Source organism: Ralstonia sp. 25C, from assembly GCF_051904805.1.
Lineage (GTDB): Bacteria > Pseudomonadota > Gammaproteobacteria > Burkholderiales > Burkholderiaceae > Ralstonia.
Map to the genome: position 1 here is coordinate 2,285,133 of NZ_CP196737.1, position 21,031 is coordinate 2,306,163.

At 63.9% G+C, this 21,031-nt stretch carries 21 protein-coding genes; 13 read left to right on the forward strand and 8 right to left on the reverse strand.

Features of this window, described 5'->3' with window-relative positions:
* Nucleotides 1–58 precede the first annotated feature (58 nt).
* Complete coding sequence (locus ACS7SF_RS10640) at nucleotides 59–427, reverse strand: 5-carboxymethyl-2-hydroxymuconate Delta-isomerase (RefSeq protein WP_439889756.1); 369 nt, start codon at nucleotides 425–427, stop codon at nucleotides 59–61.
* Nucleotides 428–730: 303 nt separating this feature from the next.
* On the opposite strand from ACS7SF_RS10640, the gene ACS7SF_RS10645 reads away from it, so the two are divergent.
* The 3 genes from ACS7SF_RS10645 (at nucleotide 731) to ACS7SF_RS10655 (ending at nucleotide 2,230) form a co-directional block, all read left to right on the forward strand.
* Complete coding sequence (locus ACS7SF_RS10645) at nucleotides 731–1,216, forward strand: hypothetical protein (protein WP_439889757.1); 486 nt, start codon at nucleotides 731–733, stop codon at nucleotides 1,214–1,216.
* Nucleotides 1,213–1,626 (forward strand): hypothetical protein, encoded by a 414-nt coding sequence (locus ACS7SF_RS10650; protein WP_439889758.1) that lies wholly within the window; start codon nucleotides 1,213–1,215, stop codon nucleotides 1,624–1,626. The genes ACS7SF_RS10645 and ACS7SF_RS10650 overlap by 4 nt, the downstream gene beginning before the upstream one ends.
* A 118-nt stretch (nucleotides 1,627–1,744) precedes the next feature.
* Nucleotides 1,745–2,230 carry a hypothetical protein gene (locus ACS7SF_RS10655; RefSeq protein ID WP_439889759.1) on the forward strand — a complete coding sequence of 162 codons (486 nt, stop codon included), beginning with the start codon at nucleotides 1,745–1,747 and terminating at the stop codon, nucleotides 2,228–2,230.
* Between the two features lie 83 nt (nucleotides 2,231–2,313).
* Here ACS7SF_RS10655 and ACS7SF_RS10660 read toward each other — a convergent pair whose 3' ends face one another.
* From ACS7SF_RS10660 to ACS7SF_RS10670, 3 genes are all read right to left on the reverse strand, one after another.
* On the reverse strand, nucleotides 2,314–4,464 hold the full coding sequence (locus tag ACS7SF_RS10660; RefSeq protein ID WP_439889760.1) for a LamG-like jellyroll fold domain-containing protein: 2,151 nt from the start codon (nucleotides 4,462–4,464) through the stop codon (nucleotides 2,314–2,316).
* Between the two features lie 226 nt (nucleotides 4,465–4,690).
* Nucleotides 4,691–5,692, reverse strand: coding sequence for a MerR family DNA-binding transcriptional regulator (locus ACS7SF_RS10665; protein WP_439889761.1), 1,002 nt, complete (start codon nucleotides 5,690–5,692; stop codon nucleotides 4,691–4,693).
* Between the two features lie 40 nt (nucleotides 5,693–5,732).
* Nucleotides 5,733–6,404, reverse strand: coding sequence for a HEAT repeat domain-containing protein (locus tag ACS7SF_RS10670; protein WP_439889762.1), 672 nt, complete (start codon nucleotides 6,402–6,404; stop codon nucleotides 5,733–5,735).
* Between the two features lie 323 nt (nucleotides 6,405–6,727).
* Here ACS7SF_RS10670 and ACS7SF_RS10675 point away from each other — a divergent pair, with 323 nt between their 5' ends.
* On the forward strand, nucleotides 6,728–7,468 hold the full coding sequence (locus tag ACS7SF_RS10675; protein WP_439889763.1) for a hypothetical protein: 741 nt from the start codon (nucleotides 6,728–6,730) through the stop codon (nucleotides 7,466–7,468).
* Between the two features lie 75 nt (nucleotides 7,469–7,543).
* Here the strand turns inward: ACS7SF_RS10675 and ACS7SF_RS10680 are convergent, their stop codons facing one another.
* On the reverse strand, nucleotides 7,544–9,577 hold the full coding sequence (locus tag ACS7SF_RS10680; RefSeq protein WP_439889764.1) for a glycoside hydrolase family 30 beta sandwich domain-containing protein: 2,034 nt from the start codon (nucleotides 9,575–9,577) through the stop codon (nucleotides 7,544–7,546).
* Between the two features lie 310 nt (nucleotides 9,578–9,887).
* Here ACS7SF_RS10680 and ACS7SF_RS10685 point away from each other — a divergent pair, with 310 nt between their 5' ends.
* Entirely contained in the window at nucleotides 9,888–11,087 is a 1,200-nt protein-coding gene (locus tag ACS7SF_RS10685; protein ID WP_439889765.1) for a DUF2252 family protein, read from the forward strand.
* Nucleotides 11,088–11,205: 118 nt separating this feature from the next.
* Here the strand turns inward: ACS7SF_RS10685 and ACS7SF_RS10690 are convergent, their stop codons facing one another.
* Nucleotides 11,206–12,123 carry a LysR family transcriptional regulator gene (locus ACS7SF_RS10690; RefSeq protein ID WP_439889766.1) on the reverse strand — a complete coding sequence of 306 codons (918 nt, stop codon included), beginning with the start codon at nucleotides 12,121–12,123 and terminating at the stop codon, nucleotides 11,206–11,208.
* Between the two features lie 194 nt (nucleotides 12,124–12,317).
* On the opposite strand from ACS7SF_RS10690, the gene ACS7SF_RS10695 reads away from it, so the two are divergent.
* From ACS7SF_RS10695 to ACS7SF_RS10730, 8 genes are all read left to right on the forward strand, one after another.
* A complete protein-coding gene (locus tag ACS7SF_RS10695) occupies nucleotides 12,318–13,067 on the forward strand; it encodes an SDR family oxidoreductase (protein WP_024977326.1) in 750 nt (249 codons plus the stop codon).
* Between the two features lie 308 nt (nucleotides 13,068–13,375).
* Nucleotides 13,376–14,140, forward strand: coding sequence for a FadR/GntR family transcriptional regulator (locus ACS7SF_RS10700; protein ID WP_439889767.1), 765 nt, complete (start codon nucleotides 13,376–13,378; stop codon nucleotides 14,138–14,140).
* Nucleotides 14,137–14,976, forward strand: a complete 840-nt coding sequence (locus tag ACS7SF_RS10705) for a transporter substrate-binding domain-containing protein (protein WP_439889768.1) — start codon at nucleotides 14,137–14,139, stop codon at nucleotides 14,974–14,976. Before ACS7SF_RS10700 ends, ACS7SF_RS10705 begins: the two co-directional genes overlap by 4 nt.
* 68 nt (nucleotides 14,977–15,044) lie before the next feature.
* Nucleotides 15,045–15,770, forward strand: a complete 726-nt coding sequence (locus ACS7SF_RS10710) for an amino acid ABC transporter permease (RefSeq protein ID WP_439889769.1) — start codon at nucleotides 15,045–15,047, stop codon at nucleotides 15,768–15,770.
* On the forward strand, nucleotides 15,767–16,420 hold the full coding sequence (locus ACS7SF_RS10715) for an amino acid ABC transporter permease (protein WP_439889770.1): 654 nt from the start codon (nucleotides 15,767–15,769) through the stop codon (nucleotides 16,418–16,420). Before ACS7SF_RS10710 ends, ACS7SF_RS10715 begins: the two co-directional genes overlap by 4 nt.
* The gene (locus ACS7SF_RS10720) at nucleotides 16,407–17,144 is read left to right on the forward strand and encodes an amino acid ABC transporter ATP-binding protein (protein WP_439889771.1); all 738 of its coding nucleotides are present in this window, start codon (nucleotides 16,407–16,409) and stop codon (nucleotides 17,142–17,144) included. The genes ACS7SF_RS10715 and ACS7SF_RS10720 overlap by 14 nt, the downstream gene beginning before the upstream one ends.
* Nucleotides 17,145–17,510: 366 nt before the next feature.
* Nucleotides 17,511–17,783, forward strand: a complete 273-nt coding sequence (locus ACS7SF_RS10725) for a fucose-binding lectin protein (RefSeq protein ID WP_439889772.1) — start codon at nucleotides 17,511–17,513, stop codon at nucleotides 17,781–17,783.
* A 318-nt stretch (nucleotides 17,784–18,101) separates the two neighbouring features.
* The gene (locus ACS7SF_RS10730) at nucleotides 18,102–19,040 is read left to right on the forward strand and encodes a bestrophin family protein (RefSeq protein WP_439889773.1); all 939 of its coding nucleotides are present in this window, start codon (nucleotides 18,102–18,104) and stop codon (nucleotides 19,038–19,040) included.
* Nucleotides 19,041–19,125: 85 nt separating this feature from the next.
* Here the strand turns inward: ACS7SF_RS10730 and ACS7SF_RS10735 are convergent, their stop codons facing one another.
* The gene (locus ACS7SF_RS10735) at nucleotides 19,126–19,860 is read right to left on the reverse strand and encodes a hypothetical protein (RefSeq protein ID WP_439889774.1); all 735 of its coding nucleotides are present in this window, start codon (nucleotides 19,858–19,860) and stop codon (nucleotides 19,126–19,128) included.
* A 20-nt stretch (nucleotides 19,861–19,880) separates the two neighbouring features.
* Nucleotides 19,881–21,029, reverse strand: coding sequence for a hypothetical protein (locus ACS7SF_RS10740; RefSeq protein WP_439889775.1), 1,149 nt, complete (start codon nucleotides 21,027–21,029; stop codon nucleotides 19,881–19,883).
* Between the last annotated feature and the right edge of the window lie 2 nt (nucleotides 21,030–21,031).

Here is a 21,031-nt window from a genome sequence, read left to right on the forward strand (position 1 = left end):
GGCGAAAGCCAATAACAACAGCAACACGGTCCCCCGAGACGGGCGGGGTGCCCATCCATCAAGCGTGCGCCTCGATGCTCACCTTCGCATACGAATCGCGCTCAATCTCAAGCACTTGCACAGAAAGCTGAAGGTGCACGCCCGCCGGCGCGCTGCACTGCGCTTGCAAGACCGCCAACACAGCTGACGACAGTTCGCGCCGGGTCTCAAGCGGTCGCCCGCTCAAGATCGCGAGGTCTGCGTGTACGAATGCGCGCGGCTCGCTGGAGGTGCCCACGGCAAACGTATCGCACCGGTGGCTTCGGCTTTTGATGTCCGCCTCAACAAAATGCCCGGTGGCGGCAAGGGCCGTATTGACGGCGAGCAGGGTCGATTGGGCGTCAAAGGCGTGGAGGTTTGCAGAGTATTCCAGTGTGAGATGGGGCATGGCGTGGCCGTGCTGCACGGCGGTTGTTGGATGAGTGCGGTCTGATTGTGATGCAAGCAGTAGGCCCCGGGGCCAACGCCGATTTCCACAGTGGGGAATTCAGAGAACGGCTGCAGCCCGCGCAAGCAGTCACCAGCATGTCATTTTGTGAGAAGCCTCCCGCCTCCTAGCGATTCAGGCCTTAAGTTACCCCCTCCTTTGCGCGAGGCAAGACGCTTCGCCAATCATCGCGCGCGATCTCGTCAAAGAGCAGATGCGACGCCGATGTGGGGTTCTGTGGCCCACTACGTTATGGAGACACACATGGTCTGTATCGCAACAAAAGAGCTGGACAGCTACGTTGGCAAAACCATCGCCAGCGTCTGCACCAATGATTTCTCGAGTCCAAACGAGAACCACTGCGCCCATTTTGTTAGCCACGCGTTGGGGCTCAAGATCGGCATGATCTGCGGCAACATGAAGTTCGCCACGCGCGGGACGGGCGCATCCATACGATGCGACGAGCTATATAACGGGCTGGCCCGCAAGGGCGAATGGGCGGATAACCCGTGCCCGGCCGGGCCGGTGTTGGTCTTTGTTCTCAGTGCCTCTGCAGTGAACAACGGGCGGATGTCACCGATCCCACAGAAGCACGTTGGCATTCTTGCAAGTGGAAAGGTCTACCACTACTCCAACTCGCAAAAGAAGGTGGTGACCGATCCCTCGGTGGAATCCTTCCACGAGAAGTTCAAGCGGGCATACAGCCGCTATAAAGACGTATCGCTCTACTACGGAGTCATCCCCACATGAAGCATCATCTGCTCAAGACCGCATTGGCTGTCGCATTGATGGTGGCTGCATCCGCCAACGCCGCGACGGTGATTGACAGCCCCGACCCAGACAAGACGTATGGCGCGCTGGCCATCTTGCTGGCTTCCTATGGCAAGTCGGTGCCAGCGGGTTCATCGTGCGACGGTGCGTTTTCGCCCACGCAAAAAGGGCCAGCCAAGATTGGCGACGTCTTCGCTTACCGTCTTGCGTATCTGTCGGACGGAACCAACGTGGTAAGCGGTGCGTGCAAAGCCAACACAGGTCGACAAGAATGCGAGGTTGCGATGACGCATGCCAACGGCGAGGACGTGGCATCAACGACCATCCGGTTCCATGCTGTTAAAGGGCAATTGGTGCCCGCATCGCTCGTGTGTGTGATCACACCATAGGCATGCAAGGGCGAGACCGCATCCATACGGCTCGCGCCTGCCACCTCAATGAGCCGGCAGAGCGGCACCTCATGTTGCTCAGCCGGCTGCGCTAAGACGCTACAGGCTCCGTTCCTACATGCACCCTTCACTCAAACAAAGCCCGCTCGGCACCTATGCCGACCGCAATGGTGATTTCCGGTCGGAATACCAAATCGGCACCACGCTCGTCTGGGTCGTCTGCCGGCATCACATCGGTTGCCAACCGTGTGTGGATCAAGCAGACGCGTTGTTGCCCCACATATGGGCTGCAATGCCGGACGCTGTCGCCATGGCCGAGGACCACTCTCGAGCACTCATTCCGGAGTTCTGGCGCCAGCACGACATGTCGCAACGGGAAGGGGCGCGCATGGCTGTATGGGGCATCACCATGACCCCAAGCACTGGAGACGCCTGCTTCGATATCTCGACGAACTTCGACTTTGACTTCGACTCTCCGACGTTCTCGAAAGACGATGTCTGGAACGAGACGCCTATCGTGCTGCCCGATCTACCCGACTCGCATCACGTCTATGTCGTCCGCGACTGCAGCGGGCAGTTCACTGTGGTGTCAGGGCATCGCTGACTGCCCCGACCGCCCCTTGATTGACGCATTCCCGTGATGGGACATTAACCGAACAGCATTGGGTCTGCCCCTTATTGCACGATCTAAAGCGCCGCAATTTCCCCCTGCGTCAGCACACCGTGATAGATGCGGAAGTCGTCGATCAGGCCGTTGAAATACGGGTCGTTCGGGTATCGCGATCGGCCGAGCCAGTTCTGGTTGGTGGGGCCCATGCGGAACGGGGCGGTGGTCATCGTGTTGTTGCTGCCGATGGCGACGCCATTGACGTAGAGCGTGGCGGTCGCTCCGGCCAGCGTCACCGCAACATGCACCCATTGTTTGACGGGCAGCCCCGTGGACGTGGTGAAGCCTTGTTCCCCCACGCCGTTGTTGGTGGTGATGGCGAAGCGCAGGGTGCCGGTGTTGGTGCCGGGCGTGAGGTACATGTAGCGACCCATGCTCGCGCCGAAATCGAAGATGCGCTGCCAGGCATTGCCGCCGTTCCAGTACACCCAGGCCGCGATGGTGCAGTCGGCCAAGTCGGTCACCAAGTCGTCGGGCAGGCTGACATAGGCATTGCTGCCGTTCAGTGACACGGCGCTGCCGGTTTTGCCTGCGCCCCATGCGCCGTTCACCAGCACGGCGTTGTGCAGGTTGCCGCTGCTGTCCGCCGCCTGCGTTCCGCTGCCTTCATCGAAGGCGAGGTGGGTGTGCAGTTGCACGGCAGTGATTGCTTTCGCCTCGTTGGAGATCGCCGTCTCGCCGCTGGGCGTCGTCGCGGTTACGACGTAGTAGTACGTTCCTGCCGCAGGAGAGGGATCGGTATACGTTCGCGGATCGACGATGCCGGTGGCGACTGTGGTGTAGGGGCCGCCCTGGGTGGTGCTGCGCTTGACGGTGTAGCTCGTCGCATAGGCTGTGCCCCACCATGACAGCACCACGCTGCCGCCGGTGACGTAGGCAGTCAGGCCGCTGGGCGGCACGCCGGAGGCGATCGGGTCGCGTGTGAAGGTCAGCGTGCCGTAGCCGAGCTCGTCGCCTACCGAAGCGCCTTCCGGCTGGGTCGCCAGCATGTATTGGCCCGTGTAGGGCGCGGACAGCCCCTTGCGGTTGACGTAGTGGTGATAGAGCGATGCCCAGCCGATGCGCCGCGCGCCCTGCGTGCCGACGGCAAACGCGGTGTCGGGCGCGCCGCCGTTGGTGTAGGGGGCGAACGGCACCACATACAACGCCCCCGTTGCTGGGTCGGTCAGGTTGCCCTTGGAAACATATTCGACACCGGCCAGCACGCGGTTGTTGGCGAATCCGTATAAGTCTTCGCCCTGGTTCCAGGCCACTTCGCAGATGGTCGCAAGCAGCGCCACACTGAGCGTGTTGTGGCCTTGATCGCGCCCGGATTCCTGCGTTTGCCCAAGATAGCCGGGGTGGATGTAGTTCACGGTGTTGAACACGCCGCCGTTGCCGAGACCCGTTTTGAAGTAATTGATCGCGGCGTCGAATACCGCGCGGTCGTCGCACAAGATGGCGATGGACAGGATGGCTGCGATCGTGCACAGATCCCAGCTGGAATAGACCGCCAGGCTACTCGGATTGGTCAGCAGGCCAGAGAGCATCGAAGAATAGAACACGTTGCGCATCATGGTCTGGAAGCGCGCAAAATCCGCCGCCGCCCAGCCCGGGTAGTCGCGCATCATCTCGCCCACATTGGCAAACTGGTATCCCTGCAATCCCGCCGCGAGAAAGCCGTCGTAGTGGCCGTCGCTCCAGCCGATCTTGGTCAGCGTCGAAGACCAGGCATTCATGATCTGCACGGCCTTGTCGGCATAGTGCTGATCGCCCGAAATCTTCCAGCGCAAGGCACAGGCGTAAGCGGCGGATATATCGGTACACAACCAATAGACGTTGTCGCCATAGGGCGGGTCGCCGCGGTGCACGACGACTTGCGGGTTCGGGGTGTAACCCAGCTGGGAACGTCCGTCGGCGATCAACAAGTTCCAGCTGTCGATCCAGGGCGATGCCTTGGCGGCCACTTTTTCCTTCATGCGGGCAAAGTCGGCCTGGGTGTGAAAGCCTCCCGGATGCACAAACGCACGCACCGGATTTGCCGGGGCGCCACTGCCACCGGTACCGCCATCGGCCGGGGCACCGCCACCGCCACCGGTACTGCCACCGGCCGGGACACTGCCACCGGCAGAGGCGCCGCCCACGCCACCGTCACCGGAACCGACGCAAGCCGACAAGCCAAGTGCCAGCATGCTAAGCAGCATGGACCGGCGGGAAATAGCCTCACCTTCGGGCCATTTCAGCATGAGGGAATCTGTTTGTGGGGGGGATGGTTTGTCCAAGTTGGCTCCATAAACCGCGTAAGACCCGCGTCGTCCTAGGCGAGGCGGAGATCAATAGGGTTACGGTGCCATTAGTCCGGGCGAGCCTGCTGCAATTCTGAGAATTGTTGAGGAAATGGCGCGTTGGGTGGACCTGTCAGTCGTTTCTGCGAATCCCCATCACATAACGCGCGGTGCGCACCACCGCCGGGTCCGCATCATCAGCCAGCCGCGCAAGCAGCGCCGATGCCGCTTCGTTGATCTCCGCAAGCGCCTGACCAATGCGCACACGGGCCGGAGCATCGGCATGCCCGTCCGAGATCGCGGCTTCGAAACGCTCGACAATCTGCTGCGCGATCACCGGGTCTTCCGCCAAGTCGGCCAGCGCATCAGCCGCCTCAACATCGTGTGCCCCGACGACAACCTGCTCGATCAGCAGGGGAATGGCGTCGCGTACGCCCCATTCGCCAAGCACCCGCGCAGCGCGGTATCGCACGTGCTCTGCGGGGTCGCGCAAGGCGCCACGCAACATCGCCACCGCGTCGGCGCCGCCGAGTTTCGCCAGCGCGAGGACGGCCCTTTCGCGCATGGCCGGATCCGGCTGTTGAAGCGCCGCGCCGAGTACGCTGGCGCCGCTGCCTTCGGTTCTTCCCAACGCCCAGCGCAACGCCCCCGCGACATTCGGCTCTTGCTCCTGCAGCAGTGCGTGGGCGATGAGTTCTGCCAGCGGGGCATCACTCGATACGGCGTCCAACGCAGCACGCTGCCGCTCAGGCGCATGCGTCGAGTCCAGTCCTTTCAGCAACTGCACGACGTCAAGCACGGCGGGCCAATCCTCGGGGGACGCGGCGGACACGGCAGTCAGCCGGGAAAGCAACGCTTGCTCTGCGGTCAACCGTTCGCGGCTGCGTGCCATCAACGCACCAATGAGTACATCGGGGCGGGGTGCTTGCTGGCTGAGTGCCTCGCGCACCTCGGCAAGGCCAAGGCCCAACGCTCGCAGGCTTTCCACTTGGAACAGGCGCCAGGCATCGGTTTCCGAATACGCGCGGTATCCCGCTTCGGTACGCCCGGATGGGCTGATCAGTCCGATTCTGTCGTAGTGCCGCAGCATGCGCGCGCTCACGCCGGAGCGCTTGGCCAACTCGCTGATGCGCATTAGGTGTCTCCGGTGTCGTCTGGGTGCCGAAAAAATTCTATCAAAGCGGTGGTGGGCAACTTGCCGATGCATCGGCATCTGGCAATGGAGCACCCGCGCGCTCGGCATCGGCCGAATCGAGCACAAACGCACCCTCCGGGTCGGCGAGTAGCCTGAGACTGGCGCAGGCGTGAATGCGAACTGCTGGGTCCGTGTGGTGAGCCGCGGCCGCTTCGAGCGGGGCTACGGCGTCGTCTCCGAGCATGAGCAACGCTCGGCTCAGGCTGCGCTGGAGGTGTTTGTCGCCGCGGCCCAGCTCGCGCACCAGTTCGTGTGCCAACGCCGTGCGTTGCCCGGTCGGCACCAGACCTGCTGCGGTACGCCACGCCGTGCGCGCGACTTCCGGATCAGGGTCATGCAGATGCGCGCTGGTGATCGCCGGCCACGTTGCCGGGTCGCCAATCTTTGAGAGCGTGTGCAGCGCTTGGCTACGCGCTTGTGCCAGCGGTGAGCGCAGCTCGTCCAGCAGCAACGGCACGGTCAGCTCCTGCGCATGCCGGGTGAGGGCCCAGGTGAGCATGTCGCGGACGAAGAAATCCGGCTCGGCGCGGCAACGCTCTATCAGCGGCACGATATTGCCCGGATCGGGCGCCATGCCGGCACCCAGCGCCGCAGAAAGGCGCCGTGAAGCATCCGGGTGCGCCAGCGCTTGGGTCAATGTGTGATGGGTCATGAACGCCTCCTCACCCGGCAGTGAACACCTTGTCATCGTGACAAGGTCAACGGGTTTGGCGAGGAGAAAAATCGCATGGGCTTGGCTACCGTGCCGATGCTCAACTTTTCTCAGGCACGCGGATGGCGCGCGTGCAGATGGTAGTTTCCGGCCTGATACGGCGTGTCAGGCGCAAGCCCTGCACAGCCGACAATAAAAAGCGCAGTGCGCGGCTTGGCATGAACGGGTCATCGCCAGTCCGCCCTAGGTGTGAGGACCTCCCTCGGCACTGCGTTGGCCCTGCACGGTCAGTGGCCTTTGCTTTGTGATGAAGGGGAAGCCGCATGCAGTCTCACACGCCATCCGCGGTGCCGTTGGTGGACAACCGGCGTGGCCGCATTTCGCTGCAGTATCTCGATGAGCGCCAGCAGCACCGAGTGCGTGCCAGCATCCGGGCGATCGCAGCACGCTCGCTCTATCAATGGGATGAAGTCGCGCCGCACCAGGCGGACGTGCTGGTGCTGGAGGGCGAGCCAGCCGACGTGCGCACGGCAGCGCCCTTCAAGCTATGGCTGGGTCAACCCGCGCCCGACGTGTTTGGCGATGACGTGTTCACGCTGCCACGCGCCTTCAGTACACCCATGCTCTGGGGTGCACTGGACCTGATTGCGCTGCGGCTGATGGACAGTCGCAGGCAGCCGACCGACGTGACCCACGCTCCCGACGCCAGCGATGCCCCGTTCATCCGTACCGACGCCGATATCGACACCGCCGCGAACGACAAGCCCACGTACCGCTTGCTGAGGCCGGTCGCGCTGGATGCGCGCTTTGCGGAACCGCGCTTTCGCGTGGCGATGGAGGACATGGCCGCGCGCGCTGTCAGCCTGGATGAGCTGACCCATCACGGTGCACTTGAGCTCGAAGAGGCGCGCTTGCTGTTGCGTACGCTGAAGGCGCGTGGCGCGTTGGAGATCAGCGTCGCCAACCAAGCGGTGGGGCCTGCGCAGACGCCTCTGGCCGAGCCCGCACCCACGGGCTGGTTGTCCAGGGCGCGCCGTTGGCTACACGGGCGCGCTGAGCCCTGATGGGAAAGCGTGGTCACCACATGGCCACGACGGCCGCGCCAAGGCGGCCGATGCCCGATGCCGCAATCGCGGCGCTTAGTTCACCAGCGTCGTAATGCTCTTCGCCGGCAACGTCACGGTGAACGTATTGCCGCTCACACCCAGCGCCGGCTGCTGCGCAAACGTGGCCGTGGCGGTGGTGAGGTAGGGCGTCAGGCTGGTCAACGCGCGGCCCGCAGGGTTGATCGATGCGGTGAGCGTGACGTCCGTAGCGTTCTCGTTCACCAACACCACCACGGCCTTGTTGTCGCTCGCGCCCGCAGGCGTGCCGAACGCAGAAACGCGCACCCCTTTCTGCGGCAACACGGTGGTGTCGTAGCGCACGTAGCCCGGGCGGATGAAGTACGAGAAGTGCTTCAGGCCGATGCCGAAGTAGGTGGGCTTGTTGTCCGAGCCGATCAGGCCGGTGGGCTGGGCATCGTTGGAGTTGACCAGCCACCAGTACACGTATGCGTTGTACTGCCCCAGCGTAAAGCCGTCGTGGATTTCCTTCGCAAGGGCAATGGCATCGTCGATGCTGGTCTGCCAGGCCGTTTTGTTGTCGGCCTTGTTGACGGAATCCAGGAAGTGTTCGGTCATCCACACGTCCTTGCCCAGCCTGCGGGCCGAGGCCGAATAGGCCGGCACGCCGCCGTACAGGTGGCCGCCAATGATGGAGAGGTTGCCGGCGGCATTGGTGTTGCCCAGCATCGTGTTGACCGTAGCCTGCGAGAAGTAGAACGATTCGGGCGCCATCAGCTTGGCCGATGTACCGGCAACGGCCGCTGCGCCATAGCCGGCGGCCCAGGTGGTCATTTCGTCGGGACTCCACAGGCAGGACTCATAGGTGGCCGGGTCCCAGTCCGGCTCGTTCTGCGTGGAAATGGCGTAGAGGTTGACGTTGCGGGTGGCGGCGTACCGGATGTAGCTGTTCAGGTATTTGGCGTAGTCGGCATAGCGCGCCGGGTCCAGGCGGCCGCTGTAGAGCGGGTTGCTGCGGCTGGTGTTGACGATCTTCATGCTGGCCGGGGGCGTCCACGGCGTGGCAAAGACGAGGGCGCCGCGTGCCTGGGCGGCGGCGCCGTTCGCCAGCTCGGCGGTCCATTGGGTGGTGTCGGCCGTCTGGGTGGTGGTGTTCCACTCGGCGGGCGCAACGCGCAGCCGCAGGATGGACAACCCCAGGCTGTCGGTCAGGCTGGTGCCGAACAGCGCGTTCACGCGGTCGTCCGCCATCTTGCTGTAGTACCAGGCCGCCGATCCGCCGAAGCCCTGGATGGTTTGCTTTGCGCTGCCAAAGTTGATGGCGGCGGCCGTGGCGGCGGGCTTGACCGTCAGCGCCGTGCTGACCAGCGCCGACCGATAGTGCGCGCTGTCCCGCGGCACAAACGTAGCCTGCAGGATGACGCTGCCAGCCGTGCTGGTGGTGGAGGCACTCAGCGGTGCGCCATCTGCCGTGGTGTACGACGCTGGGTCCACTGTGCCCTGGATGCCATACAGCGAGTAGGGCGTGGTGCTGACCTGCGCGGGCGTGAGGGCGGAACCCTGCAGCACGGCGTTGGGCAGGTCCCACCGCACCGGCGGCTCGGCCTTGTTGACGGTGAGCGTGCGCACGGCGGTGGTGGGGGCGTACTTGCTCGTGTCTTGCGGGGTGAAGGTGACCGACAGCGTTTGCGTGCCGACCTCAAGCTTGGTCCCAACCGCCGGCGAATAGACGAAGGTGCCGGGCACATTGGCCGTGGCGTTCAACTGCGCCGTGCTGAGCGCCGTGCCCCATCCGATGGATGCGGGCGTGGCCCAGCTGATCGTCGCGGCGGGCGTGGGGCTCGGTGCCGGGGTGGGCGTCGGCGTTGGAGTGGGCGCCGGAGTTGGCGTTGGCGCGGGCGCCGGGGTTGGTGTTGGCGTCGGAGCGGGCGCAGGGGTCGGCGCAGCGGGGCTTGACCCGGGGGTGGGCGCCGGCGACGGCGGCGGGCGCTCCCCGGGGTTGGACGCAGACACGGGTGCGGTCGTTGCGGTCGTGGAGGTGTCGGCAGGCGTGTCGGACGCGCCGCCGCCGCAAGCCGCCAGCCACAGGCTCAGCAGACCGATCACCATGCTGCGCGCGCGCGGTGCGCTTGTTCTTTTCCACGTCGACGACATTGCTGGGCTCATTTTTTGGGATGGGTGGATACGGCAGGACCCCCTACGAAAGAGGGGTGCGCCGTGTTGCACACGCGGTATCCCATGTCGCCTCTGCGCGCGTCAAGGCAAGCGCGGGGTTGGTGAGAGTTCTTGAATATCTGGGTGGGGTCGGTGCCTTTGTGCCGATGACGGGCTGCCCTTGCACCTGGCAGGCCTCTTTGCTGCTAGGGCATGGGCAGACCAACGTGCACCGACCGTTGCGGTCGCAAAACAGGAGGCAGGCATGGCCAAACAAAAACCCTCCGCAAAAACCGTCAAGCCCAAAGACCGCGGCCCGGTGCTCATGCGCCTGCGGCAGGCGAAGATGGCCAAGTCCGTGCACGCCTACGTGCGCGGCAGTACCGAGAAGTTTTATGAATGGCTGGCGGCGGTGCAGCCGCACCTGCTGCCCGAGGGGCCTGACATCTGGATCTGCGGCGATTGCCATGTCGGCAACCTCGGCCCCATTGGCGACATGCGGGGCAGCACGAGCGTCCAGATCCGCGATTTTGACCAGACGGTCATCGGCAACCCGGCGCACGACCTCATCCGGTTGGGCGTTTCGCTGGCCACGGCGGCGCGTGGCTCAGACCTGCCCGGCATCGTCACGGCACGCATGGTGGAAGGCCTGATGACGGGCTACCTGGATGGCATCAACCCGGACGGTGGCATGTCGCTGCCCGAGCGGCCCTCCGCAGTGCATACCGCCATGAAGGCCGCTACGGCCCGCACGTGGAAGCAGCTCGCCCGCGATCGGCTGGAAGATGCATCGCCGACCATCCCGCTGGGCAAGCGCTTCTGGCCGCTCGCGCGCGAAGAGCAGCGCGCACTGAAGCAACTGACGCAGCAGCCCGGCCTGCTGGAGCTGGTCGGGCATCTCTACGGCAGTCATCGGGACGATGCGGAAATCGTCGATGCGGCCTATTGGGTCAAGGGCTGCAGCTCGCTCGGCAAGCGGCGCTATGCCGTGTTGCTGTCGGCAAGAGGGTGCGCCGAACGCCCCTATCGTTTGCTCGATTTCAAAGAAGCCGCGGCACCCGCCGCACCGCGCGCACCGAAGGCCGACATGCCACGGCACAACGGTGAACGCGTGGTCACCGGCGCACGCCACGTCTGCCCAGAGCTGGGCAACCGCATGGCGTGGGTCCGCATGCTGGGCACGACCTTCTTCGTGCGCGAGCTGTTGCCGCAAGACCTCAAGCTCGACGTCGAAACCCTGGGCACCCGAGACGCCGTATCGCTGGCCACCTACCTCGGCCACGTGGTGGGCCTGGCGCACGGGCAGCAGATGCCGCGCGATGTCGCGCTGGCGTGGCGCCGCGATCTGAAAGCCCGGCACGGCAAATCCATCGACGCGCCGTTCTGGCTCTGGACGTCCATTGTCGATTTGATCGGCCTGCACGAACGGCAGTATCTGGAGCATTGCCGGGCGTGGGCGCGGTAGGCGCAGTGTTCGACCTAGCGGCCGTGGCGCCCATCCAATCGATAGCCCGGCAGCCAAGTCACCGTTGTGGTGAGCAATAGAGCCCCGCAGTTCTGCCGTTGGTGCATGCCGTGCCGGGCTACTTCGCCGGACACCGCTCAAGCCGTGCCGGAAACGATTCCACCAGCCAGTCAATGAAGACTCGCAGGCGGTGCGTGACATGGCGCGTCTGCGGATACACGACGTGGAAGGGGTAGGGCGCTGGCCGCCATGGCTTCAGGATTTCCACCAGGGCGCCGTCGTTGATCGCAGCTTCAGCCGCGTAACCGAAGGTCTGCACAATGCCCAGGCCCGCTACGCAGGCGGCCAGGTGCGCATTGCTCTCGTTCACGCCGATGCGATGCTCGACCTTGATCTCGGTCTTTTCTCCATCGCGCTCAAAGCGGAAGGGCACCGCGCGACCACTCTGGCTGACAACGTAGCTCACCAGCCGGTGGCCATTCTTCAACTCATCGGGGTAGGCCGGCGTTCCATACTGCTTCAGGTACCCCGGGGCGGCGCAGGTGATCAGCGGTGCATCGCCCAGGCGGCGCGCAACCAGAGACGCACTGTCCAAGGGCCCACCCCGGATGACACAGTCGACGTTGTCCGCAATGAGGTCGACCGAGCGGTCCGACACGCCCAGATCGATCCTGATGTCCGGATAGCGCGCCAAAAAATCCGGTAGCAGGGGAATGAGCACGTCGCGCGCCGTCGAGCCGCCGACATCGATACGCAAGGAACCGCGCGGCCGCGCACGCGCGAGACTGAACGCGCTGTCGATGTCTTCCAGGTCACGCAGGATGCGCGTGCTCTTCGCGTAGTAATCCTGACCTTCGGGCGTCACGGTGACACGTCGGGTCGTGCGCTGCAGCAGCCGCACGCCCAGGTGGGCCTCCAGCTCCTGCACCTGCTTGCTGACCGTTGCAATGGGCATGTCCAGCGAGTCTGCCGCCCGCGTAAAGCTGCCAGCCTCCACCACCCGCGCAAAAGAGCGCATTGCCAGTAGTTGATCCATCCGAATGGGCGCGCCGCGGTCGCGGTCTTTGATTATCTATGGTTGTAGATAGTAATTCCATTTACTGCGCTTTTTCGAAAATAGGCGGCGCCCTACAGTGTGTCCATGCCCAGCGCGATGGGGCAGCGCAGAACAAGAAGCAGCCCGTCGCAAGGTCATTCATTCCAACCTGAAATCACAGCATGGAGCACATCATGAGCAAGCAACTGGAAGGCAAGATCGCCCTGGTCACCGGTGGCAGCAGCGGTATCGGTCTTGGCGCCGCCAAGGAACTGGCAGCCCAGGGGGCGCGGGTGTTCATCACCGGGCGCCGTCAGGCAGAACTGGATGCGGCAGTCGCAGAAATCGGTGCTGGTGCTACCGCATTGCGGGCCGATGCGTCGGTGCTGTCGGACCTCGACGCCGTCTATGCACAGATCGCAAAGGTGGCCGGCAAGCTGGACATTCTGTTCGCCAATGCTGGCGGCGGCGACATGATGCCGCTGGGCGCCATCACTGAAGAGCATTTCGATCGCATTTTCGGGACCAATGTGCGCGGCGTGCTGTTCACCGTGCAGAAGGCCTTGCCGCTGCTGACGGACGGCGCATCGATCATCCTGACATCGTCCACGGTGTCGGTTCAGGGCACAGCCAACTTCAGCGTCTACAGCGCCAGCAAGGCGGCGGTGCGTAACTTCGCCCGGTCATGGGTGATGGATCTGAAGGATCGCGGCATCCGCGTGAATGTGGTGAGCCCTGGTCCCATCCGCACACCGGGTCTTGGCGGCTTGGCTTCGGATGAGACGCGCCAGGGGCTGTTCGACTTCCTCGCCGCGCAGGTGCCGCTGGGTCGCCTTGGCGAGCCCGCCGAAGTGGGCAAGGCCGTCGCCTTTCTTGCCTCCGATGCGGCCAGCTTCATCAATGGCATCGAGTTGTTCGTCGACGGCGGGATGGCGCAGGTCTGACAACGCCGGCGCTCGGCACTACCCGGGGCTTCAGCGCAGCCCTGGGGCAGTCATGTGCCTGCGCATTCCATGTGGGGCGCCCCAACTGCTGCGTTCGCGCCAGGGCGTCCCAAATCGGTGCCACCACGCACCAACTCCAAGCTGCCGCTGCCCCATGGGTGCCCCATCCGGCAGCGCCTGCCTCACGCCAGGGCAATTAACCCTCCTCCAACCCCCACAAAACGCTGCGCATTGCTGCATGGCACAAAACTCGCATAAGCGGTGGGCGACCGGTCAGACCACGACCGTGTCTTTCTCCATGTCGGCCCATGCACAGCATTCCATCTTCCGTTGCGCAAGCACTCCAGCAAGGCATCCTCCGCGGCGATTACCCCAGCGGCAGCCGCCTGCCGCCGCAGCGTGAGTTGGCAGAAAGCCTGGGCGTGAGCCGCGCGTCGTTGCGCGAGGCGTTGACGGTGCTGGAGACGCTGGGCCTGGTGGATATCCTGCCCAGCCGGGGCGTGGTGGTGCGAGGTCCGCAGGCCAGTGCCGAGCGCATGCATCGCCCGTTTGCCACGCCGGCGCTGGGCACGCTGTCGCCGCGTCAGTTGATTGAGCTGCGTCTGGTGCTGGAGCCCGGTTGGACAGCGCTGGCCGCTGCGCGCATGCACGCCGCCGGCCTGCGCCACCTGCAATGGCTGCAGCAGCAGTTGGCGCATGCGCTGGAACGCAATGACTTGCTGAGCGCGGCCGAGGCGGATTTGCACTTCCACCTGCTGCTGGCGCAGCAGTCGGGCAACCCGGGTTTGATGGCGATGGCGGCCCAGTTGGAGCACGCCATTGGTCACAGCCTGCGCCTGCCCTTTGCCCGCAATGGTGCAGACGACCACCCCGCACACGAGCACGACGCCATCGTGCAGGCCATTGCCGCGGGCGATGCCGCCGCCAGCGCAGAGGCCATGCGCGCCCACCTTCTCTCGGCCGCGCGCCGCAGCGGGATCGACCTGAACGCCCCGCCCACCGCATCCGAATCCATGCAACCCGAACCGGTTTCCTTTCGCCTCGTCTCGATTTCTGAAGGAGTTCTTGAATGACCCGCATCACTGCTCGCCATGCCCTGCACCAAACTTTGGGCCAAACCTCCCGCCGCACTATCCTCCTCGCCGCCATGGCGGCCAGCGCGGTGGTTGCGCTGTTGCCGGGCCGCGCGGCCCACGCCGACACGCTGGCCAACATCCAGAAAGCCGGCGTGATCCGCGTGGCGATTCCGAACGACTTCCCGCCGTTCGGCTCGCTCGGCCCGGACCTCAAGCTGCAGGGCTATGACATCGACATGGCCAACCTCGTCGCCAAGGAGCTCGGTGTGAAGGCCGAGCTCGTGCCCGTCACCAGCACCAACCGCATTCCGTTCCTGACCACGGGCAAGGTGGATGTCGTGATCTCCAGCCTGGGTAAGAACGCCGAGCGCGCGAAGGTGATCGACTTCACGCAGGCGTATGCGCCATTCCCCAAGAGCGTGTACGGCCCGAAGGATGTGTCGATCAAGACGCCGGCGGACTTGGCCGGCAAGACGATTGGCGTGACGCGCGGCTCGACGGAAGACCTGGCCCTCTCGGCCGTGGCACCGGCCTCGGCCACCATCAAGCGCTATGAAGACAACAACGCCACCGCGCAGAGCTACCTGATCGGTCAGGTGCAGCTGGTGACGGTGGGCAACATCGTGGCCAACGCGGTGAACGAGCGCACGAAGCTGCGCCAGCTGGACCTGAAGTTCCCCGTGGAAGACACGCCTTGCTATGTGGGTGTGGCCAAGGGCGAGCCCGCGCTGCTCGACAAGGTGAACGCTGCCATCACCAAGCTGAAGACGGACGGACGCCTGAACGACTTGTCGCAGCGCTGGATCAAGATGCCGTTGCCTACCAAGCTGTAAGCGGCCCACACGCCTTCGCAACACAGGCCCGGTACCCACGTTGGCGTGCCGGGCCACGGATGACCTCCATGGCTTATCAATTCGATTTTGGCGCTGTCTTCAGTTACAGCGGCCAGTTGGCGCAGGGCGCGGCGTTTACGCTAGCGCTCACGGCGGCGGGCGCGGTGCTCGGTGGTGCCATCGGCATCGCCGGGGGCGTGTGCCGCGCCTGGCGCATTGCGCCGTTCAACGCGCTGTTCAAGGTGTATGTGGAGGGCATCCGCAATACGCCGTTCCTGGTGCAACTGATGTTCGTGTTCTTCGGCTTGCCCTCGCTGGGTGTGCAGATCAATGAATGGCAAGCCGCGCTGCTCACGGCGGTGGTCAACCTCGGCGCGTACATCACGGAGATCGTGCGTGCGGGCATTCAAGAGACGCCGCGTGGTCAATTGGAAGCAGCCAACGCGCTGGCGATGAGCCGCTGGGCGATCTTCCGGCACGTGGTGCTGCGGCCTGCGTTGCAGAAGGTGTGGCCGGCGCTGAGCAGCCAGATCGTGATCGTGATGCTGGGCACGTCGGTGGTCTCGCAGATCGCCGCGCAGGATCTGACCTTTGCGGCCAACTTTATCCAGTCGCGCAACTTCCGCGCGTTTGAAACCTATCTGATCGTCACCGCGCTGTACTTTGCGCTCGCGCTGTTGCTGCGTCAGTTGCTGGCCTGGGTGGGGCAGCGCTTTGTTGTCGGCCGCCGTGCGCCGGTGGCATCGGCGGCTGCACGCACGGTCAACCCCACGCCTGCGGAGACCACTGCATGATCGCCGACATTCCTCTGTTGCCGATTCTCCTCAAGCTGGGGGAAGGGCTGCTTGCCACGCTCATGCTGTCGCTCATGGCCTTTGTGCTGGGCGGCACGGCGGGCTTGATAGTGCTGTTTGCCCGCGTGGGGCGCAACGTTGGCCTGCAGCGCGTGAGCAAGGCGTACATCCAGCTCTTCCAGAACACGCCGCTGCTCATGCAGATGTTCATCGTGTTCTTCGGTGCGTCCATGGCGGGGTTCGAGATGTCGCCGTGGACGGCCGCCGCCATCGGCCTGACGCTGTACACCAGCGCCTATCTGGCCGAGGTGTGGCGTGGCTGTGTGGAAGCCATTCCGCGCGGGCAGTGGGAGGCGTCTTCCAGCCTGGCGATGGGCTACTTCCAGCAGATGCGGCATGTGGTGCTGCCGCAGGCGGTGCGCCTGTCGATTGCGCCCACGGTGGGGTTCTCCGTGCAGATCGTCAAAGGCACGGCGGTGGCCTCCATCATCGGGTTTGAAGATCTGTCCAAGCTGGGCTCGGTGCTGGCCAATGCCACGTTCCAGCCGTTCCTTATCTATGGGCTGGTGGCCGTTGCGTACTTTGCGCTGTGCTGGCCGCTGTCGCTCTGTGCCTCTCATCTGGAAAAGAAGCTCTATGCCGCTCGTTGATCTGTGCGCCGTACACAAGCATTACGGCAACAACCATGTGCTCAAGGGCGTGGACCTGCGCGTCGAAAGCGGCCAGGTGGTCGCCATCATCGGGCGCAGCGGCTCGGGCAAGAGCACGCTGCTGCGGTCCATCAACGGGCTCGAGGCCATCGACGACGGCCAGATCGTGGTCGACAACGCAGTGCTCAAGGGCTCGCAGGCCACGCCTGCGCAACTGCGTGCGCTGCGCCTGAACGTGGGCATGGTGTTCCAGCAGTTCAACCTGTTTCCGCACCTCACGGCGGGCGAGAACGTCGCGCTGTCGCCCGTGGTGGTCAAGGGCATGAAGAAGGCCGACGCCAATGACCTCGCGCGCCAGATGATGGCCAAGGTGGGCCTCGCCGATAAGTTCGACGCATATCCGGATCAGCTCAGCGGCGGCCAGCAGCAGCGCGTGGCCATTGCGCGTGCACTCGCCATGCAGCCGAAGGTGTTGCTGTGCGACGAGATCACCTCCGCGCTGGACCCGGAGCTCGTCAACGAGGTGCTGGCCGTGGTCAAGCAACTGGCCGCCGAGGGCATGACGCTGATCATGGTCACGCACGAGATGCGCTTTGCCCGCGACGTGGGCGACCAGCTCGTGTTCATGCACCAGGGGCTGATCCATGAACGCGGCCCCGCCAAGGACGTGTTTGCCAACCCCAAGACGGCGGAGCTGGCAGCGTTCATCGGCGCGGTGCAGTAAGCCCGCCCACGCGACGTGTCCCGCCGTCGGCGCCTACCTGCGAGCCACGGCGGGCCGCATCTATGCCACCACTTGCAGCCATTTCGGTGTAGACCGTTCCTGATTACCCGCGCCAATGGCGTCACGGTTATTTTGCGGATGCACTCAACACAATGGTTGTGTATGGAAAATCGGTAATCTGTTCAGTAAATTTATTCTCCATCTGCTCTTCATATCTCTCAGCGGCGTCACGAATTTTATTTGCTTATGCTAGCGAAGCCCTGAACCCGGGGCGTCGTTAATGCGGCAACACAATATGCCGCATTGATTGGCTGAGACTGGAATCACAGAATGATCCAGCTCGTTCACTTCATATGGAGATAAAACATGTCGAACGTTCAGACTGCCGCAACTTCGTGGGGCACGGTGCCTTCCATCCGCGTCTACACGGCCAACGGCGGCAAGATCACCGAGCGTTGCTGGGACGGGAAAGGTTGGTACACGGGCGCGTTCGCCGAGCCCGGCGATAACGTGTCCGTCACCAGCTGGCTGGTTGGCAACACCATCCACATCCGCGTGTATGCCACCACCGGCACCAACACCACGGAGTGGTGCTGGGATGGCAACGGCTGGTCGAAGGGCGCTTACACCACGGTTTAATCCGGGTTGAGCAATGCGGGGCTTTCTGGCTCCGCACGCAAATCGGCGTAAAACGGGGCAATTCGTTTTATGCCGATTTGTGTTTGTATTTTTAGAGAGGGTTTGTCTTTCTATTTCTATTCCGTTTTGTTTCTTGTGTGGGTTTGTTGTGCTAATGAAAATCGGCCCAACAAGAAAGAGAAATAACGCGGGCCAGCAGTCGGTAATTCGGTTCGCGTAGACAGCTTGCACCGTCGCGCAAGGTGCTGTTGTGCGCTGGGCCACCAGGGTGTCTGCGATAATTCCGCACCCCACCTGACACGCGCACGCGTCTGCCTCATGGTCGTCCGCCCCCACCTGCACTGGTTCCGCATGCTGCTTGCGTGGCGCGGCTCGGTGTTGCCCCAGTTGCTGCCACGCCTGTTCCTCATCTTCGGTATCTCGATGGTGGCGCTGGCGGTGCACGCGCATTGGCTGCCCATCCGCGTCAACCTCAGCACCACGCCGTTCTCGCTCGTCGGCATTGCGCTGGCGGTGTTTCTGGGCTTTCGCAACAACGCCAGTTACGACCGCTACTGGGAGGCGCGCAAGCTCTGGGGGCAGGTACTCATCGCTGCGCGCTCACTCACGCGGCAGGCCACGACGTTGCCGCGCCGGGGCGGGCAGGGCGACGGTGTGTCCGAGTCGGATGTGCACGCGTTCGTCCGCGTGCTGGGCGCGCTGCCGCATGCGCTGCGCCATCAATTGCGCCATACCGACCCGCGTGAAGACCTCGCTGCCCGTCTGCCGGCACCGTTGCTCGACCGCGTGATGGCGGCGCGCTACCGGCCCGCCATCCTCCTGCAGTGGCTGGGCGAATGGGTGGGCCAGCGCACGCATGACAAGACGATCGGCGACTGGGCGGCGCTGGCGTTTGACCGCAACCTGAACGAGCTCTCCAACGCCATCGGCGGGTGTGAACGCATTGCCAGTACGCCGTTGCCCTTTGCGTACTCGGTGATGATCCACCGCACGGTGTATTTCTTCTGCGCGGCGCTGCCGTTCGGGCTGGTGGAAAGCATCGGCAATTTCACGCCGGTGTTCTCGGTGTTTGTGGCCTACACCTTCATGGCGCACGAAGCCATTGCCTCGCAGCTGGAAGACCCGTTCGGCACGGAAGACAACGACCTCGCGCTCAATGCGCTGTCCAGCATCATCGAAGATGCCGTGCGTGACATGGTGGGCGAGCCGAGCTTGCCGCCGCCTGCGCATGCGCGCAGGGGGGTGATTCTGGATTAGCCCCGCCACGCTGGGCTGCATGGCGGTGGTGCCCAGCGGCTAGGCAGGGGGCTATGCCCCCTCAGGCCGGGAGGCCGTCTGGTTTTTACTGCTGAGACTCCTCCGCATGTGTGATGGGTTTGCATTCCAACCGTGCTGCGGCCTCTGCCGTGTCCCGCACGTTGGACAGATGCAGTACCGAAAACGGCCCGAAGTAGCGCTGCGTTCGTGTCAGACACTCATACCCTTTCGGCTGGGTGTCGTCCGGTGCATAGGTTTCAAACGTATCCAGCGTGCCCGTCAGGGCGCTGTGATCGCCGCGCCAGACAACGCGGCTCGGCCTGCCTTCCACGGATCGAGTGGGTGCGGACGCGGCATCCCGCTCGATGCGGGCGCCGGGCAGCGCTCGGAATCCGTGGAACGCGTAGGTGGTCTCTTCCGTGGTACCAACCGGTTCCTGGTCGCCGCTTGTGTTGGCCCCGGAGTCTCTGGGGTGATCGTGCGCAATGCTCACGTTGTCTGGCGCGATGGCCAGCACCAGCAGCGCGACTGCCATAGCAAGCGCAACGCCAACCTGCCGGTACATCACGCCGCGCGCCCCCGGGCCGCGCGTCACCCATAGCGAATAAGTGATTTGCGGCAGCATCAGCAATCCGCCCAGCCACAGCAATGCCGTACCCGCAGCGTCATAACCAAGATGCCAGTTCAGTCCAGCCAACCAACCGATGTCTTTGGACTGGCCAAGTGCGAGGCACAGACCGCCGATGACGAGGAGCAGGGCGACAACGGCGCCATACCGGCGCGTGGGTTGGCGGGAGGGTGGGTTGGAAAGCGCGTCCATGGTGCGTGTCGTATGTGTTCTTAGAGTTTGCGAAAGAGTTCGCCCCAGATGTTGACCAGGAACGACTGGAAGGCAATGTGGAAGGCGAATGCCCAAGCGCTCGCGCCCAGCGAAATGCATACGGTGCAGACGATACCGATGATCCAGGTCGCCTTGCGTCGTCCCGTGCGCTCGTTGGGCGCCTTGCTGCGGATGCGATATGGATTGGCTTCATCGGCGGCGGGTGTTTCATCGGCTGTCCACGCTGGGGGTAACTGTGCTTCGCGGCGGAATCGCTCGTACAGAATGGTCGACAGCGGGCCGGGCCAGAAAATGATCCACCAGAAGATGCGGAACGGCCCGATGGCCGGCCACCAGTTGCGCTTGCGCAAGCGGCCGATGACACCCGCTGCGATGTCTTCTGACGAATCGGTGGGACTGATTTCCCGCATCGGGCCGAAGTCTAGCAAGGCGCTCTGCCACGTGCGTGCTCCGGGGACGACCTCGAGTTCGGGTAACGCGTCAGGCGCCTCATCCATGTAGCAGCGAATGAGTTCCCATAGACGTTGGCATGCGTCCCGGCTGGGCAGGATGCCCTGTACACGCATGCGTTGTATCGGTCGAGGTGCTGGCCCGGTACTGAATTCCACCAGCACCAAAGCCCAGGCCAGCGTCGCGCCCATCGTCAACGGGCCGGGCATGGCCGATGCAAACGGGCGCACATGGTTCCAGTCGAGCCGGACAGCCACCTTGCCTTCCTGCGTGTAGATGCTGCGCGCCTTGCGGTTGAAGTGCAGATTGGCGTACCGACTGAACAGACTGATCCTGAGCAGGTAGACGATGCCGACAAGGCACCCCGGAATCAGCACAGCCGATATCACGCCCGTGAGGACCTGCCCGGACAGCGGTTCGTTTTTGTCAAAGAAGCCAAGCACCGTCATCGGTACAAGAACGGACAACCCGAACAATAGCGCGAGCGCCATGAATGGGCTGAGTGCTTCCACATCGGACGCAATCTCGTCATAGGCCCAGACCATGGAGCGCATATCGAGTTTGACGATGCTGCGCGGGGGCGCCTCGGGCACTGCATTGCTATGTCGGGGCAACTCGCCTTGCAGCAACGTTTCGGCGCCGCCGGCTGTGTTGGAGGCCGCCGGCTGATGCGGCGACGGGTGAGGCGGGTTACGCATGC

Bases quoted from the DNA above. Each gene is read 5' to 3' on its own strand.
- ACS7SF_RS10720 (WP_439889771.1), top strand. From the start codon at position 16,407: ATGCCGCTCGTTGATCTGTGCGCCGTACACAAGCATTACGGCAACAAC.
- ACS7SF_RS10695 (WP_024977326.1), top strand. From the start codon at position 12,318: ATGAGCAAGCAACTGGAAGGCAAGATCGCCCTGGTCACCGGTGGCAGC.
- ACS7SF_RS10640 (WP_439889756.1), bottom strand. From the start codon at position 427: ATGCCCCATCTCACACTGGAATACTCTGCAAACCTCCACGCCTTTGAC.
- ACS7SF_RS10735 (WP_439889774.1), bottom strand. From the start codon at position 19,860: ATGGACGCGCTTTCCAACCCACCCTCCCGCCAACCCACGCGCCGGTAT.
- ACS7SF_RS10740 (WP_439889775.1), bottom strand. From the start codon at position 21,029: ATGCGTAACCCGCCTCACCCGTCGCCGCATCAGCCGGCGGCCTCCAAC.
- ACS7SF_RS10650 (WP_439889758.1), top strand. From the start codon at position 1,213: ATGAAGCATCATCTGCTCAAGACCGCATTGGCTGTCGCATTGATGGTG.
- ACS7SF_RS10710 (WP_439889769.1), top strand. From the start codon at position 15,045: ATGGCTTATCAATTCGATTTTGGCGCTGTCTTCAGTTACAGCGGCCAG.
- ACS7SF_RS10670 (WP_439889762.1), bottom strand. From the start codon at position 6,404: ATGACCCATCACACATTGACCCAAGCGCTGGCGCACCCGGATGCTTCA.
- ACS7SF_RS10705 (WP_439889768.1), top strand. From the start codon at position 14,137: ATGACCCGCATCACTGCTCGCCATGCCCTGCACCAAACTTTGGGCCAA.
- ACS7SF_RS10730 (WP_439889773.1), top strand. From the start codon at position 18,102: ATGGTCGTCCGCCCCCACCTGCACTGGTTCCGCATGCTGCTTGCGTGG.
- ACS7SF_RS10690 (WP_439889766.1), bottom strand. From the start codon at position 12,123: ATGGATCAACTACTGGCAATGCGCTCTTTTGCGCGGGTGGTGGAGGCT.
- ACS7SF_RS10725 (WP_439889772.1), top strand. From the start codon at position 17,511: ATGTCGAACGTTCAGACTGCCGCAACTTCGTGGGGCACGGTGCCTTCC.
- ACS7SF_RS10665 (WP_439889761.1), bottom strand. From the start codon at position 5,692: ATGCGCATCAGCGAGTTGGCCAAGCGCTCCGGCGTGAGCGCGCGCATG.
- ACS7SF_RS10700 (WP_439889767.1), top strand. From the start codon at position 13,376: ATGCACAGCATTCCATCTTCCGTTGCGCAAGCACTCCAGCAAGGCATC.
- ACS7SF_RS10660 (WP_439889760.1), bottom strand. From the start codon at position 4,464: ATGCTGGCACTTGGCTTGTCGGCTTGCGTCGGTTCCGGTGACGGTGGC.
- ACS7SF_RS10715 (WP_439889770.1), top strand. From the start codon at position 15,767: ATGATCGCCGACATTCCTCTGTTGCCGATTCTCCTCAAGCTGGGGGAA.
- ACS7SF_RS10645 (WP_439889757.1), top strand. From the start codon at position 731: ATGGTCTGTATCGCAACAAAAGAGCTGGACAGCTACGTTGGCAAAACC.
- ACS7SF_RS10680 (WP_439889764.1), bottom strand. From the start codon at position 9,577: ATGGTGATCGGTCTGCTGAGCCTGTGGCTGGCGGCTTGCGGCGGCGGC.
- ACS7SF_RS10685 (WP_439889765.1), top strand. From the start codon at position 9,888: ATGGCCAAACAAAAACCCTCCGCAAAAACCGTCAAGCCCAAAGACCGC.
- ACS7SF_RS10675 (WP_439889763.1), top strand. From the start codon at position 6,728: ATGCAGTCTCACACGCCATCCGCGGTGCCGTTGGTGGACAACCGGCGT.
- ACS7SF_RS10655 (WP_439889759.1), top strand. From the start codon at position 1,745: ATGCACCCTTCACTCAAACAAAGCCCGCTCGGCACCTATGCCGACCGC.